Annotated in this window: 12 protein-coding genes and 1 pseudogene; 6 read left to right on the top strand and 7 right to left on the bottom strand. The window is 45.9% G+C overall.

All coding sequences use genetic code 11. The annotated features are described in order from the left end of the window. Positions 1-85 precede the first annotated feature (85 nt). The 6 genes and pseudogenes from L1076_RS02440 to L1076_RS02415 all read left to right on the top strand — a co-directional run. Positions 86-769 (top strand): annotated as a pseudogene (locus L1076_RS02440) (outer membrane lipoprotein-sorting protein); the annotation flags it as partial. Continuing rightward, the gene (locus L1076_RS02435) at positions 723-1952 is read left to right on the top strand and encodes an FtsX-like permease family protein (protein WP_237303074.1); all 1230 of its coding nucleotides are present in this window, start codon (positions 723-725) and stop codon (positions 1950-1952) included. The pseudogene L1076_RS02440 and the gene L1076_RS02435, both read left to right, overlap by 47 nt. Beyond that, positions 1942-3177 carry an FtsX-like permease family protein gene (locus L1076_RS02430; protein ID WP_237303073.1) on the top strand — a complete coding sequence of 412 codons (1236 nt, stop codon included), beginning with the start codon at positions 1942-1944 and terminating at the stop codon, positions 3175-3177. The genes L1076_RS02435 and L1076_RS02430 overlap by 11 nt, the downstream gene beginning before the upstream one ends. After that, positions 3177-3890, top strand: a complete 714-nt coding sequence (locus tag L1076_RS02425; RefSeq protein WP_237303072.1) for an ABC transporter ATP-binding protein — start codon at positions 3177-3179, stop codon at positions 3888-3890. Before L1076_RS02430 ends, L1076_RS02425 begins: the two co-directional genes overlap by 1 nt. Further along, positions 3883-5142, top strand: a complete 1260-nt coding sequence (locus L1076_RS02420; RefSeq protein WP_237303071.1) for a hypothetical protein — start codon at positions 3883-3885, stop codon at positions 5140-5142. The genes L1076_RS02425 and L1076_RS02420 overlap by 8 nt, the downstream gene beginning before the upstream one ends. Before the next feature lie 291 nt (positions 5143-5433). Next, complete coding sequence (locus tag L1076_RS02415; protein WP_237303070.1) at positions 5434-6324, top strand: sigma-70 family RNA polymerase sigma factor; 891 nt, start codon at positions 5434-5436, stop codon at positions 6322-6324. 56 nt (positions 6325-6380) lie between these two features. Here the strand turns inward: L1076_RS02415 and L1076_RS02410 are convergent, their stop codons facing one another. The 7 genes from L1076_RS02410 to L1076_RS02380 form a co-directional block, all read right to left on the bottom strand. After that, entirely contained in the window at positions 6381-6737 is a 357-nt protein-coding gene (locus L1076_RS02410) for a hypothetical protein (RefSeq protein WP_038867489.1), read from the bottom strand. Between the two features lie 107 nt (positions 6738-6844). Continuing rightward, positions 6845-8983 (bottom strand): ATP-binding cassette domain-containing protein, encoded by a 2139-nt coding sequence (locus L1076_RS02405; protein WP_038895814.1) that lies wholly within the window; start codon positions 8981-8983, stop codon positions 6845-6847. Beyond that, positions 8980-10566 carry an ATP-binding cassette domain-containing protein gene (locus L1076_RS02400; protein ID WP_237303069.1) on the bottom strand — a complete coding sequence of 529 codons (1587 nt, stop codon included), beginning with the start codon at positions 10564-10566 and terminating at the stop codon, positions 8980-8982. The genes L1076_RS02405 and L1076_RS02400 overlap by 4 nt, the downstream gene beginning before the upstream one ends. Continuing rightward, positions 10556-11980: a TolC family protein gene (locus L1076_RS02395; RefSeq protein ID WP_237303068.1), complete on the bottom strand. Its 1425-nt coding sequence runs from the start codon at positions 11978-11980 to the stop codon at positions 10556-10558. The genes L1076_RS02400 and L1076_RS02395 overlap by 11 nt, the downstream gene beginning before the upstream one ends. Further along, positions 11955-14186 carry a response regulator gene (locus tag L1076_RS02390; protein WP_237303067.1) on the bottom strand — a complete coding sequence of 744 codons (2232 nt, stop codon included), beginning with the start codon at positions 14184-14186 and terminating at the stop codon, positions 11955-11957. Before L1076_RS02390 ends, L1076_RS02395 begins: the two co-directional genes overlap by 26 nt. A 3-nt stretch (positions 14187-14189) precedes the next feature. Next, the gene (locus tag L1076_RS02385; RefSeq protein WP_009704725.1) at positions 14190-15539 is read right to left on the bottom strand and encodes an HlyD family type I secretion periplasmic adaptor subunit; all 1350 of its coding nucleotides are present in this window, start codon (positions 15537-15539) and stop codon (positions 14190-14192) included. 12 nt (positions 15540-15551) lie between these two features. Then, positions 15552-15905: a hypothetical protein gene (locus L1076_RS02380; protein ID WP_039839707.1), complete on the bottom strand. Its 354-nt coding sequence runs from the start codon at positions 15903-15905 to the stop codon at positions 15552-15554. Between the last annotated feature and the right edge of the window lie 77 nt (positions 15906-15982).

Here is a 15982-nt window from a genome sequence, read left to right as displayed (position 1 = left end):
TCTTGCTTGCTATACTGATTTGAACCTACTGTTTTCATTGTTGTTTTTTTAGTAAATCATTGTTTTTCTAACATTGAGGTATGTCATGTATAAAGCCTTATTATCTCTACTGTGTGTTACTGCTTCATGTTCTTTGCATGCGGAAAGTGCCTCCGACATTGTTAAAAAGTCAGATCAAGCAATGCGCGGTGATTCCAGTTATACCGAATCTACAATGGAGATCATTCGTCCTGATTGGACTCGGTCGATGACCATGAAGAATTGGACCAAAGGGACGGATTTGTCTTTGGTGTTGGTTACAGCGCCAGCAAAAGATAAGGGCAGCGCTTCTCTAAAACGACAAAGAGAAATGTGGAATTGGGTGCCGAGTATTGAACGCGTCATCAAAATCGCGCCATCTATGTTGAGCCAATCGTGGATGGGCTCTGACTTCACCAATGATGACTTAATTAACCAGTCCTCTATCGTGGTCGATTATCAACATGAATTGAAAGGCGAGGACAGCTTTGATGGCGATAAAGTTTGGATAATTGATGCGCTTGCCAAAACTGACGCGCCTGTCGTATGGAGTAAAGTCACGTTGTGGATATCTCAATCCACCTACCTGCAACGCAAAGTGGAATTCTACGATGAGTTTGATGAGAGAGTGAACGTGATGACGACTTATGATGTGAAAGAGCTCGGCGGGAGAAAATTGGCGACCAGAATGGAAATGCAGCCGCTTGATAAGCCAGAAAACAAAACCGTACTCATTACTCACCAAGCGCAGGACACTACTGACGGCGTCTGCGTTGGCATTGGTGCTGTTTCTTTCGCTTATTACGCGAGCGTTTCAAGAAGGGAGTTACACGTCCAATATCAAAAATGCCGCCAAGTTTTATACCGGGTTGATTCAACTGCAAAACCCCGAGTTTGGTGACTCTTCCAGCATTGATGATGTCTTACCGCAAACCAACACCTTTATTTCAGCGGCGAAAAACAATCCCAATATTGATGTGGTATTACCTCGGGTAGAGTCTTTTGCTTTAGCCGCAAAAGACGAACGCTCAAAAGGCGTGATGGTACTTGGCGTTGAGCCTGAAGCTGAAGACCGGTACTCCAATATCAGCGACAAGTTGATTGAGGGAAGCTACATCCAATCGGGGCAAAAATCAGTGCTAGTTGGTGGTGGTTTAGCGAATTATTTACAACTCAAGGTTGGCGATGAATTAGTACTTTACGGTGCCGGTTATCGAGGACAGACCGCGGCAGGTTTGTATCAAATCTCGGGCATTCTTCATTTTCCTTTGCAGCAGCTTGATTCTCAGTTGGTGTACATGCCGCTCGATACTGCGCAAAACCTGTATTCATTGGATGACCAAGTCACCGCATGGGTTTTAAATACTGAGAGTCTAAGAGATCTACCTGATACTGTTGAACAGCTTAAAGCCGAGTATGGCGATAACGTAGCCGTGAAAGATTGGAAAGAGCTGTCGCCTGAAATGGCACAGCAAATCGCCTTGGATAAAGCGGGCGGTATTTTCTTGATTTATATTCTCTACGGCATTGTTGGTTTTGGCTTGTTTGCGACTATCTTGATGACAACATTAGAGCGCCAACGTGAGTTCGCTGTCATGCTGGCAACCGGAATGCTTCGCTCCAAACTCGTTCTTCTGCTCACGATAGAGTCTCTGTTTATGTCCGTCATTGGCATCATTATTGGGCTTATCGTGAGTGCCCCTGTGTTGGGGTATTTCTACTTTAATCCAATCGAAATTACCGGCGATGCTGCCAAGCTCATGCGGGAAAGTGGTTTTGAACCTATTGTGCCCGTTTCGCTCGATCCACATTTGCTGCTCAATCAAATCGCCGTCGTGCTGTTCATTCTTTTGTTGTGTTTGCTTTACCCAATGGTTCGCATGCTTCAAATGCCCATTGCGGCAGGGTTAAAAGGAGGTGCTCATGCTGGTTAAGTTGGCTTGGCGTAACTTGTGGCGTAATAAGCTGAGAACCTCAATTATGCTCGGAGCCATGGTATTTGGCTTGATGGGCGTGGTTGCCATGATGGGATTCATGAATGGCTTGGTCGATAGCATGATTAAGAACGCCATCTCTTGGCAAACCAGTCATTTGCAGATCCAGCAAAAGTCCTACTTGGTTAATCCTGAGCTAAAAGATGTGATTCCCGATACGGATAAGATAAGCAAAGTGTTGGCGAGTAACCGAGAAGTGAAAGCCATCTCTGAGCGATTTCTAGCAGATGGCATGATAGCGTCGGCGCGCAGTACACGTGGTATTCGCATCAACGGCGTTAATATCGAGCAAGAGCAAAACATCACGCCACTCTCACATCACATTGTCGACGGAGAATGGTTTAGCGAAGAAGGCAGAAATCCGATTTTGGTTTCGAGCAAGATAGCCGAACGATTGAAGCTACGCGTTGGCTCCAAAGTCGTACTCACTTTGTCTGATGTGAACGGGGAGGTTGCAGGGGCGGCGTTTCGTGTTCGAGGTATATTCAAAACACCATCGACAGGATTTGATGACGGGAATGTTTACGTCCGAAAAGCGGATCTTGAAAAGGTAGCGGGGCTGAGTGGCACGCACGAAATCGCGATACTCCTTACTTCTAATAACGATACTGAGCTCAAGCAGTTACTGGAGTTCACCCATTCTATTTTGCCGCCGGAAAGTAAAAACTTGCTCAGTGTGAGACCTTGGCAGGAGATCCAACCTTTGCTCTCGACCATGATGAGCACAATGGATGTTTCCAACCAAGTGATGCTGGTGGTGTTTGTGCTGGCGATGACCCTTGGCATCATCAATATCATGCTGATGTCGGTGTTTGAACGCACTCGAGAGTTCGGTGTGTTAATGGCTGTCGGGATGCAAAAACACAAGATACGCTTGTTGATCGTTTTCGAAACCTTGTTCCTCGGATTAAGCGGTTGTGCGATTGGGTTACTCGGGAGTGCAATTATGCTTAAGGTGCTAAGTGTTACCGGATTGTCGCTGGCTGGCATGGCGGAAGGGCTAGGGGCTTATGGCGTGGATACCTTGCTTTATCCACGGGTATCAATAACGGAATATCAAATGATCATTGTCGCGATTTTTGTTGCCAGCCTTATCGCAGCCCTGTATCCCGCACGACAAATTTTGAAGCATCGACCTGTGAATGCCATGGCGGAGAAAAGCTAATGACCATCAAACTAGAAAACCTAACTAAGATTTACAACGCCGATGGTGATTACCCTGTTCACGCAGTGCAGTCGGTAGACCTAGAGATTAAGCAGGGTGAATTTGTTGCGATCATGGGACCATCCGGTTCGGGTAAAACGACGTTACTGAACATGATTGGCGGTATTGATGCCCCAAGCTCTGGCAAAGTGGAAATCGACGGTTGCATGATTTCATCGATGTCAGAAAAAGAACTGATTGCCTATCGGCGCGATAATATAGGCTTCATCTTCCAAGACTACAGTTTGTTACCTGTGTTAACCGCGCTTGAGAATGTGGAATTCGTCATGCAGCTGCAAGGTAAAACTGAGCGAGAGTGTCGTGAACGTGCGACGTCCTTACTTGAACAAGTGGGATTGGCGGAACAGATGAATAAGGTGCCAGGTAAAATTTCCGGCGGGCAGCAACAGCGTGTTGCGGTTGCTCGTGCTTTAGCGCCGAAGCCTCGTTTTGTCATGGCGGACGAACCTACTGCCAATCTAGACGCCCAAAGCACCGCAGAGCTGCTCGACATTATGGAGCAGCTTAGCGAACAAGAGGGAACGACGTTTATCTTCTCGACCCACGATCCGCGAGTGATAAAACGTGCACACCGAATTATCGTGTTTGAAGACGGTCGTTTAGCGCGTGATTTCAGTAATATTGATAATCGCGCAGAGAGGTCGCATGCATAAAGCTGTTTCTCATTTGTCTGCGACTTGCTCCAAAGCTCTCCGATTGAAAACTTGCTTGCCCGGCACAAAAGCAAATGCAGTGTTTATTAAGGCGTTAAGTCTTTCATTACTTAGTCTTCAGGCTGGTCCTGCCTTGTCTGCTGTTCCCGGGTTAGAGCCTCAAAAGTCATGGGATTTGGATGGTTACATCAAATACATGGCAACCTACAGTATTCCTGATGGCACTGATAATACGTTCGATAACTTGATACACAATCGACTTAACTTTGAATACCGTTTTTCCTCTAGCTGGCGTGTGAATGTTGGGCTACGAAATCGAGCACTTTGGGGCGATTCTACCGACTTTCCTGGCTATGCCGATTTGGTCGCGTTGGATTCTGGTTACATGGATTTAAGCAAAAACTGGCATGAAGATGATGTGGTCATTAACAGTCAGCTTGATCGTCTATATCTCACTTGGCAGCAAGATGACTGGGGAGCGCAACTAGGGCGCTTTCGTATCAATTGGTCGATGAATACGATATGGAATCCAAATGATATCTACAATGCGTATTCGATTTATGATTTTGACTATGAAGAGCGGGCTGGCACGGATGCGGTCATGTTGAGCAGAAAATTAGGTTTTGCCGATGGGGTAGATTTGGTGTTTTCACCAGCTCGTCAGTCAGGACAAGACAGTGCCTCACTGCGTTATTTCGCCAATCAATCGGGATGGGATTATCAGTTTATTGCAGGGCGAGCTCGGATGGATTACGTACTCGGCGCTGGTTTTGCAACGGATGTGTTTGATGCGGGTTTTCGTGGAGAGCTCACGTGGTTTGATCCCATTGATCCAGAATTTGAGGGTGAACCGACCAGAAAAACCACAGTTGCCAGTATTGAATCGGATTACAGCTTTGGCGGCAAACGCAGCTGGATGGGGCGTACAGCGTGGTTATTTATCTCTGAGCCGCAAGATGCATCAAGCGCATTGGCGTATTTGAACCTTCCTCTCGATGCAAAAACGTTGAGCTTTACACGAAATACATGGTATACCGATGTGAGCTTTGACTTAACGCCTCTAAACCGCGTCACTCTCTCAACCAGTTACTACGACGATCATTCCTATTTCCTTGGGATATCGAGTAACTACTCCCTCGCTAATGACTGGCAATTGCTCACGGTAATCCAAAGCTTTAACGGTAGCAGTGGCAGTTTGTTTGGCGAAGTACCTGCGACTTTGTTGTTTGCTAATATTAAATATAGTTTTTAAATATATGTTTTAAAAGTGAATTTATTTAAAAGTTAGTAAGTGAAACTCTTCTATCAACTCTGATGTAAATACGATACTGAATGATGCTCCATAAATACCAACCCGCTCACGCTTTGACAGTTGAGTGCAGGGTTGATATGAAATTAAATGCAATTTCTTGGTAAAGCTAAAAAGCCTTGTCTACACTCAACGTAAAACGAATGTTATTCGTTGGGTGGCATATTAATTGAGCCACGTAGAAAAGTAGCCAAAGAGTTACACAAATAAAGTTGGCTTGATAAGGACGGGGAAATGAACAACGAGTGTTTTGCTAGGTCCCGAGGTGTCACGGATGAGATGCCAATGAAAGAAACGCTTTCTGCAGGTAAAGATCCTTACGCGCATTATCTAAAAGACATCGTGGGGATTGATTTACTCTCTCGAGAAGATGAACTGCATTACGCCAAGCTTAATCGTACGGGTGATAAAGAAGCGCGCGAGGTCATGATTGAGTCTAACTTACGTTTGGTGGTGAAAATTGCAAAAAGCTACTTAAAACGTACTGGTAACAATTTCACGTTGCTTGATCTAATTGAAGAGGGCAACATCGGCTTGATCAAAGCCATCGATAAGTTTGATCCAGAACCAGGCTTCCGCTTTTCGACCTATGCTGTTTGGTGGATTCGCGAAAATATCGAAGCGGCATTGATGAATAATGGCCGTACGGTTCGACTCCCTGTTCATGTTTGCAAAGAGATAAACAGCTTAGCATCCAAAAAACACGACGCGAGTAAAAGCATGAGTAAAGACATCTCCATTGCAGAGCTATCTAACTGTTCTGGGGTTAAAGTCGAGCGAGTTGATGAGTTGGTTGCTTTGAGTGGCTTTATTGATGTTTCTACCACGGTTGATTTGCAACATGCGCCATTCGTTCTTGACCATTGTGAAAGTAAATATACGCCAGACCCTGAGCAAGACTGTGAAGACGAGTGTTTTACTCAAGCGTTAGAGTACGTGGTCAATACATTGCCGATAAAGTTACAACAAGTCTTAATCCATCGTTTCGGTTTGTTTGAACACAGCGTTAAGACTCTTTCTGAAGTGGGTGGTTTGCTAAATATCTCGAACGAACGAGTGCGCCAAATGCAAATAGAAGCGGTTGAGCGTATTCAGAAGCGTTTGAAATTTGATGGGTGGGTGTAGTGAGATTGCTAATCTCAGAAGAACGGTACGTAGGCCAGCGAGTTAGCTGGCTTTTTTCATTGTTCAGTGGACAGCAACAGCAGTTGTAATTGCGTTTTAGCGGTTTGTTCTCGAGTCCATACACTTAATACTCTTTTAAGGGCTGCTCGATAAACTCTATTTTTAAGCAAAAAAGCCAAGGTGGCTGTGTCTTTGCTCATGACATGACTTTGGGTTTCAACGAGCTGCGCTTTGTTTTCAATTTCAATACGTTGAAGATTAAAATCAGGCAAGAAAGCACTTTCATACCAAACGTCAATAATCTCTCGGATCTCGAGTTCCTCCTCCGGAATATCACAATCCTGAAAATCATGGCTGTCTGGAATCGCTGATAAATAAACGGCATCGAGTTTGTCAGCAACGAATGTGTACATTTCATCCCTTATCATACGTCTTGTTCATGCGAATCATCTCTTTGGTCTATATGTTTGTCAATTGCATTCATTAAGTAATGCTGGATTTGTGAATAAGCGCCACAGTCTTAACTTAAGCTGTTTAAGTATTTGTCTGTTAAGCCAAAATACTTCAAGTTCCCATCCGGCTCCAACACTAAACTCATGTTCGAAGTGGCGATTAAGCCCGGATCATTGGTAGAGAACACCACGGTTTTGTTTAGCAATTTATCGGTGAACAAGCGGTTGAAGTACTGAGCATTTTCTTGCTCAGCGCCATTAAATGGTTCATCAATGATGATCAGCGATTGTTCACAGCTTCCAAGCCCCAACGCGAGGCGCAATTTCTGTTGAATACCGTTAGGTAAATTCTTGCATTTATCTACGCTTAGCTGAGTGTCCAATCCTTCTGGCAACCATGCGTCGAGTTCGAAAAAGCTCACCATCTCTTGCATCTTTTCTGTAGGGATGAGTCCATTATGCAAGATGAAGTTAGTCTCCAGAGAGCCTTCAAAAATATGTAAATTAAACGGGATGTAGTTAATTGAGGTTCGGTAGCGATAGCTGTTGAACTGTTTGATGTTGTAGCCGTCTACCGACACTGCGCCTTGGTATCTATCTTCTAAACCCGCAAGAATGGAAATTAGCGTGGTTTTACCGCAACCAGTCGGTCCACAAATCACCACCTTCGCCCCTGGGGCAATTTTAAATCCGAGATTGGTTAAGCCCGTTGCTGCGCCAGTGTAGCGATGGCTCACACCGCTGCCGACAATGCTGCCTTGGAAGAGGCGAATAGGTGGGCTTTTCTCCAATGTTAGCTTATCGTCATTCATCGCCATCAGGTTGTTGATTTGCGCAGAAGACGCCTTGATCGATTGGAACTTAGAAATGGAGTTGTAGATGCCCATAATTGGACCTAACGCCTTCCAGACTAAAATTACGGTTGCAAGCATGGCGCCTGCGTCTGACGTGCCATCCATTACACCGATAACCGCGGTCACGATACTTGCGGTACCAATCACCTGAATCAAACTGCCACCTGCGGCTTGAACCTTACTGTTGGTCACCGCAACGTTCTCTGCATCGTTGGTGCTTTGCATGTGTGAAGCGCTGAAGCGCGATTGAATAACGCGCAACAGTGGCAAGCCTTGGATGGTTTTGATGCCACGAAGAATCTCATTCCATTGGTAAGAAACCATGGCGTTGGCGCGAGAGCTCTTCGATGTGGCTTGTGAATAGATGTAACGAGAATAAACACAGAACACCAACATCAGAATCAACCCCGCCATGACGACCAATGCTGCGGTTCCTGACATGATGGCAATCGCGACAATGAACACGATAACAAACGGCATGTCGAAGTAGCTCAAGGTTGACTCTGCCGTTACCAATCGGCGGAATGTGTCGATGTCTTTTAAACGCGCCAACTGAGAGGACACACCGGCGGTGGATGTCATCGCATACGGGAGCCATAGCAGCTTGGATATAACCGCTTGAGAAATGTGCACCGCCAAATCCTTACCTGACGTGGCAATGATGTTGACCCGCATTTTCTTAAAAAAGTATTCCGAGAATCCAACAATCACGGCAAACAACGTGAGCCAATAGAGCGTGGCTTGCGAGCTAGACGTCAAGGCGAAGTTGTACACACTCATGATAAAGAAGGGTTGGAGTGCGCCCAAGATACTGATCACGAAGCTGAGGATAATCAGACTTTTGAGTTCATTGTTGTAGCGATAAAACGCGTATTTAATCCAGTTACTGCGGTCTTGAGATTCAGGTGGCGGCTCTCGGAACAAGCGCGAGTATTCGCTGATCGAGACCAACAAACACGGCTTTTTGCAGAGCGGGTATTCAATGGTGTTGTTATTGGTGTAATCAAACAGGATCAGTTTGCCGTCTTTAGTGCCCAAGAAAATCGCAGTGAGGTTTTCGATCTCGATAAAACAAGGATGAGGGTGCCCCTCGATGTGTTCCAATGTTTTTAATTTGGTGACGTCACAACGGTAACCAAGGCGTTCAATCGTGGCGATAAAACTGTCGCTGTCTTTTGGTTTAGGGATAAAAGCGTCGCTGAGGATAGAAGGTGTACCTTCCCATTCAAGCGCAATGAGGGTGTAAGCTAAACCACGAATCAAAGGTGACTGATTGTATCGCTCGTCATAACTGCGAGCCTCAAAGTCCAACAAGCGCTGAGGGACATTATTAAAATCAACCAAAATACTCATTGGTCACCTCCGGTAAGTTTGACGCGTTTGAGGCGATGATTGAGTTTGTCCATCTTATTGCTGACGATGATGAGGATTTTGTCGTTGGCGCGATAGGCGGTACTGGTCAAAACCAATCGAGCGAAGTCGTCATCATAAACACAGTCGATGTCGTCGAAGATCAACACATGTTTGTTCGCGAGTAAGGCACGCACTAACAACAAGGCATAAGCGACTTGGCGCGAGAATGGGTTGCGTAAATGTCCTTTAAGCTCGGTGTAAAAACCAGCGGGAAGGGCATCGATTTGTGCTTTGATGTTCATGGTTTCGCAAAGCGCAAATGCGGTGTTGTTTAAGCTCGGGCGGAAACAAGTCAGGTTGTCGATGATGGTGCCTTCGACGAACGAGCTGGTTTTGTCGACCATCAGCACGCTATTACGCCAGACGTTGTAGTTGACGTCATCGAGCGGTGTCTCGTTGATCTTAATGTCCAGTTTGTTGTCGGTGTTTTGTCGCGTAATGCAATTGGCAAGATGGGTTTTGCCTGCGCCGCTTTTCCCCGTCAGCAAGTAAGCCTGGCCGCGTTCAAACTCAATGCGTTGTTTTTCCGAATACTTCACCGAGATGCGCTCGACTTCTGTCGTGTCATTTTGTTGTTCTACAGATGCCGCAAGCTCAAGCAACTCGGCGATTCGTTGAATATGAAGTTTGTTCAACTCCCAGCGGCTCACCGTGCGCATCACTTGCTGGTATGGGGCGAAGTAGCGGTTGGTAAGCATGATGATGGCTGCCATGATGCCTTGGCTCGATTGCATGTTGATAACGGCCGTTGCCAAAACTACCACCACACAAGCAATGGAGAGCTGTTGTATGAGCGACAAGATAAGGCTGAAGTTTGATTCGATTTGCTCGTATTTGATGTTCTCGACTTCACGCTCTTCCACCATTTGTGTCATGAGGCTCTCAACGCGATATTCCATATTGCGCGCTTTGATATCGAGTGGGCTAGAGATGATCTCGATGATTTTTGAGGTGGTTAAGCCTTCGATGTCGGATTTGTTTTCTAGGCTGTTGATTTTTTGCTTGGAGAGGCTGAGTGCGAACACCGCCAAAATGATGGAGGCGAGCAAGATGGTCACCCCTGCCCAGATGTTGATCAGACCGATAATCAGAATGGTCAGTATGCTGACGGCAAGGTTGATCAATGCCCGTACAGATTCTCCGCCAAAGAAGGATTTAATTTCTGGAATGGTGGCAATACGTTCTAGGTATTCACCAGGTTCTAGACGACGAAACTTCGATATCTCAGCCAAACAGATGGATTGAAACACCTTGTTGGTTAAGTTAGTTTCGAACTGCTTCATGATCACCGACGAGATCTTCTCTTCCTGATTCTTTAAGTGATAATCGAGGAAGATGGTGATCAAGATAATGGCAAACAGAAGAAACAGCGTGTCTTTGGCTTGGTTAGGTAAAACACGGTCAAAGATAATGAGAATCGAAAAGGGCAGCACTAAACCAAACAGCGTCGAGATGACCGTGGAGAAAGTCAGGTAACACTTGTCAGCAAAGTTAATCTTCTGGGAAAAATGCTCAGTTTGCATTGCGACCTCCTTTCTTAATCGATGGTTTGGAGAGAAGGTGTTTTGGAACTAAGTCTTGATTGCTTCTGCCTTCGATATCGCTCATCAACTGCATGATGCTTTCGATGGATTGCACCGACAACATGCCTTTGATTTGCTCAAGATTGATCGATTCAATGATGTAGTCATAACGCGCGCTCTCGTAATCACGTAGCGCGCTAAACAGTTTACTTTCCGCTGCCAGTAAGTCGGTAATGGTTCGCGTACCAAGCTGGTAAGCGCGTTGAATGCCTTTGTAGGAAGCGTAGTTGGCTCGGATGATGTTCTCGTAACTGCTGATGGCGCGGGAGAAGTCATTAATGTTGAGCACCGAGGTGTTAACGCTATTGCGAGTCGTGAACAACGAATCTTGGTACAGTAGCTCCGTTCGCTCAATAGCAGTCGACGATTTTTGATAACCGTAGTAATCCGAACCGCCGGAGAAAATCGGCACATTCAAGTTCAAGCCGACGCTGGTGGAGTTACTGTCCCCTGTTGCGGTGGGGTCGGTTCGGTCATAGTTGTTCGCATCGTCGTAACGGTAACTGGCAGAGAGCGATACGGTCGGCACAAAGTTTGAACCGCTTTCTTTCAAGCCTCTTCGGCTGCGTTCTACGGTCTTCTTCGCAACCAGTAAGTCGTTATTGAGCTTCAAAGCTTGTTCAAGAATCGCGCGTTGTTCGGATTCGCTGATTTCCGCCAAGGGCACGCTTTCGTAGATGTCCTGCGATGGGGTGACTGGGTATTGAACTTGAATCTCTAAACCGTTCAAGATCACACGCCGGTCTTTCTCTAAGGTTCTTAAGCGATTGGCAATGCCTTCTTTCTGAGCAATTACCTCATACAACTCGCTCGCCGCAGTGTTGCCAAGCTCCACGTTGCGACGCATTTGGCGTTCACGCGTTTCAGAAGATTTAAGCTCGACTTTGGTGGCTTTGATTTGCGCGTTGTTTTTCAGGTACTCGAAATATTGCGTCGCGATTTCAGAAATGGTGCTCTGGATTTTGTTCTCGTGCTTAATTTCTTCAATGTTGAAATCCAGCTTCGCGGTGCCGTATTTGAAGATGTCGCCAAGGTTAAACACCGATTGGGATAAAGACACGCTGTAGCTGTTCGAGTTGTAGCTAGAACGTGTATCCGGTGTTCCCGTTAATATGGTCTCGTTTTCATTCCATGTAGTATCAGCGGCACCGTTTAAAGAGGGTAGAAACTTAGAACGGCTAATGTCGATGTTGTATTCGTTTTCTTCCACGCCTTTGTCACTAGCGCGCAGAGATAAGTTGTTGTCCAAGCCGAGTTTGACCGCCTCAAGCAAGGTGGTCGCCATTGCCGAAGGAGCATTGCTCAATGTTAGTGCTGCCAATATGCAGCTAGTTAAGTTTCTGTACCGCCACATATTTGTTGATCACCTTGATGATTTCGTCGTTTTTATAAGGTTTGCTGATCACGTAATCCATCCCAGCTTCGATACAAGCTTGGTGTTCATTACTGCTGGTCAATGCTGTCGCACCTATAATGGTGCAAGGGTTTTGTCCGCTTTCTTGTTCGTATTGTCGAATGCGTTTGGTTGCTTCAATACCGCCCATGCCTGGCATGATGCAGTCCATAAAAATGATGTCCGAGCGCTGATTCATGAAGTGCTGAACAGCGTCTGCGCCATCGCCAACGGTGTCGGCTTCGTATTCTTGCTTGCTCAAAATACGTTTGAGTAGAATCTGTTGAACACGGTCATCTTCCACAATTAGGAATGAGCTGTTCTCCATCTGATCTTCAGAGGCTTCCGCTTCCATGATTGCCAATAGGTTAGGGATGAACTCATACGGAATCGCAGGAGAGTTCAGAATCTTGTCGACAAAGGTATGGCTCTCTTGTGCTTGCTGAGTGCTAGTGACTGAAAGCAACAACTTGGTGTTCGGGTGAGTGCGCAGTTGCGATTTCACCGTTTTGCTTAGTGAGGGCAGCTTGTTTGGTTCGAACGTGTCGGTCAGCATGATGGCATCGTATTCGCCAAAGGTTTTTGCAGCGGAGAAGAGCTCGTTCGGGGTGCGAATTGGTGTGATCTCTAATCCTAAGTTGACCAACATTTTGTTCATTACATCAATGCGCAGCTGAGAGTTGGCACACAGTAATAGGCGCTTATTGTCGAAGCGAGTTTTCTCGGTGTGGAAGCTCTTGGCTTTCAAATCGAGCTGAATTTGAAAACGTTCCTGATTGCCCGATTGATACCAATGGCTCTCGTAATAGCCATAATCTTTCAGTACGCTTTTCGCCAAATCGTCTTTGGTTGCGGTGTGCTGTTTATGGTCGCTCCAGTGTAGGGTATTGAGCTTGGCAAACGGCACATCCAGTGTGGTTAAGAAGTTTAGATTGATGGTCAGGCGAGTGTTTTCAATGTCTGACGCAGCTCCCGATTCAATAGTGACAAACAGTTTCTTATCGGCTTTGAGTTGGATGGCATTCGATAGCTGAAGGAACAACACCCAGAATAAGCTGGTGGACTGTCCTTCAACACGGTTTGGTAAGTTATCTGAGATAAAGCAGTCTAGCTCACCTTCATTTCGCTGCACTTTGGAGCTGATGTGAATCATCAATTCAGACAGCACATTCAGCAGTGAAAACTCTTTCGATTTGCTCTCGGTCCCTTGTGAAATGAGGCGATTGTAGTTCTCTGCCAATTCAGACAGGGTATTGGCAGCCGAGGTTATATCTTGCGCCATCAACACGCCGCTCTCATCGGTCTCTTGTACGAGATATTGCACGCCGCCGTTAATGGTGTTGGTGATGCCACGAATCTCGTAACCAATCAGGGCATAGAGCTGTTTGTAGAGATCGTTATTGCGTTTTTGCTCTTCGAGTTTGCTGAAAATCAGTTTTAAGTGAGAGTAGATCTGACGCTGCTTCGGATTGATGCTCACTTCATTCAGCAACTCTTCCAACCTTTGTAAATCCAGTTGTTTGAGCTCTTGATAAAGCCCATCGAATTCTTGGTCAATGTCGCGCTCATTCGAATTGGATTTTTTCAGTTTTAGGATTGCCACCAAATTCGATAGGACGGCGATACCAACCAACACAACAACGACCATAAGCAACCAAATAAAGAACTCGTTTTTCTCCATCATTAGGTCGCTCGCATGGTTGTTAAACATGGTGCGATAGTTGTCGTCCATTTGTAGGTAGTTGTTGGTGAGCGAGAGATACAGTGCCAACACATCGTCACGTGTTTTTGAGCTGTCCGAGAAGCGATTAATCGCCAGTTCAAGCTGCGTATATTCGGTCGCGCCCACCAAGCTAAACTCGGTTTTGTTGAGTGATGCGAGAGACTTAAACTGATCAATTTCATTTTTCAGAACCTTAAAATCAAGCTCTGTTGTACTGCAATAACGCGCGGCTAAACAGCGCTGAAGCGTTTGGATATCAAGTTCGATGGTTTGGTTGAGTTGTTGAGCTTGAACTAACAGAGGCGCGTTTTGCACTTGCTCCACTGAATCCACTTTTTCCCAAGACAAATACAAATAAAAGGCGAGGGCAGCCAGCACCAAGCTGAAAGCAATGCTTAGGCGCATAACAGGAACGGAAATGTTGTAGGAAGGTTTGTTACTCATCCATTACCTCTCATCGAACGCGTCTTCGATAGCCGACATAACTGGCTTCGCAGCGTATTCGATAACCCGACGTGACCCTGTTTTCACGTCGGCGGTAAACTCCATGTAAGGGGATAGTTTGTATTGTGTGCCTCCGCGCTCTAGATAGTTTTGGCTGATTTGGATTTCAGCGAGGTAGAATTCAGCGTCCTCTTCTTCATAGGACGAACGGCTGATCGACGCGATTCGACCTTCCAAAAATCCGTATTTGGCAAAGTTGTAGGTGTCCATCTTCACTTTGACTGCCTGTCCGATTTCAACAAAGCCCATGTCTTTACGTGGAATCTTCGCTTCGCCATGAAGGGAGTTATTGATCGGCGCAATGTCCGCGATACTTTCCCCCGGCGGTATCACTGCAGAACGGAAGTTGAAGTGCACTTTATCGACCACGCCATCAATAGGGGCGTAGACCACGAGGCGATCCACTTTGTCTGAGTGTTGAGGACGAAGAATGCGTTTCAGCTTGAGATCTTTCTTCGCTTGAATGATTTGCGCTTGGTATTCGGAGTTGCGATTTTCCACCAAGTCTCGGTACTGCTTCTCTAGTTTGTCCAGTTGAAATCGCTCATTCATGACCGACTCATCGAGGTTTTCAATCTCACGCACCATGTTTGACTCTTGAACCTGCATATTCAGAACATCGACATAAGACGCCATTTCTTCTTTGTACAAGGTGTTCTTGATATTGAGCTGTTTGCGAATCAAAGAAAGCTGGTTCTCGGAGCTTTTGCGGCGCTTAAGCATAGAATCAATCAATGAGTTCTTATGGTTGATGTCGTGGGTGATCAACTCTTCATTAGAGCGGTTTTTGGAAAACTCCTGCTGCCAGGTATTCATATTTACCTGAACCAATTCTGGATATTTTTCGATGTAGGCAGAGAAATCGGGCTCCACCATATCGCGCAAGCTTTCATAACGGAGTTTGTCTAACTCGAGCTGAATGATTTCTGTGTTTACCGTATCGAGTTGAGTGTTTCTATCCAAAGAGCGAATGCGCGCAATGGGTTGACCTTCGTAAACCACTTCGCCTTTGCGCACTAACATTTCTTCGAGAATACCGCCTTCAAGGTGTTGCACTTTTTCTACGTCAGATTCCAGCAATAGCTCACCGCGCACCGACACCACAATGTCGATACGAGCTTGAGACGCCACGGCGATCGCCACCATTGAAAGCAAAAAGATAACCAGCAATGTTTTGTGTACGCTGGTCATCGCACTGGCTAGCACGATCGTATCGTCTGCGGTCACCTTCGAAGACTCGTTATTGGAAACGAGTGCTTTTCTGAGGTGGTGCTCGATCTGCTTGTTACTCATGATCCACCTCGGTTATTCATCATCTGCGCTGTCATTGATAGAGTTCTCGATATCTAACAGCTGGCTAATTTGCTTGTTCACGTTGTTGAGCTCAGTTTTGATGTCCTCAATCAATTCATTAGGTGCAGGGAAGTGGTGCTTACTCAAATGCTCCAGCTTTGCCATCTTGGGTGGTAAATCATCATCACAAAGCAATACGAGAATAGTCTTCAGCTTTTTTGAGTAGCCGCTCAGCTCTTCAAAACGGTTTTGTTTATGCAGCATTTCGATGTTGATCGCCGCGCTGCTGAAATCCTTGTAAAAATCTCCCAATAGCAATTGCAGCCCTTTGTGGCTGTTGTCGACTGAGCGCAACAGATTCGTCATGTTTATCATTGTTCCACCGCCCTAATTGCTTTAATGACAATAACTAAGGATCTTTAAATTGCGTTTTCAAATTTTTT

Source organism: Vibrio sp. MMG023 (assembly GCF_021654215.1).
GTDB classification, from domain to species: domain Bacteria; phylum Pseudomonadota; class Gammaproteobacteria; order Enterobacterales; family Vibrionaceae; genus Vibrio; species Vibrio jasicida.
This window is presented reverse-complemented; position numbering and strand designations above follow the sequence as displayed.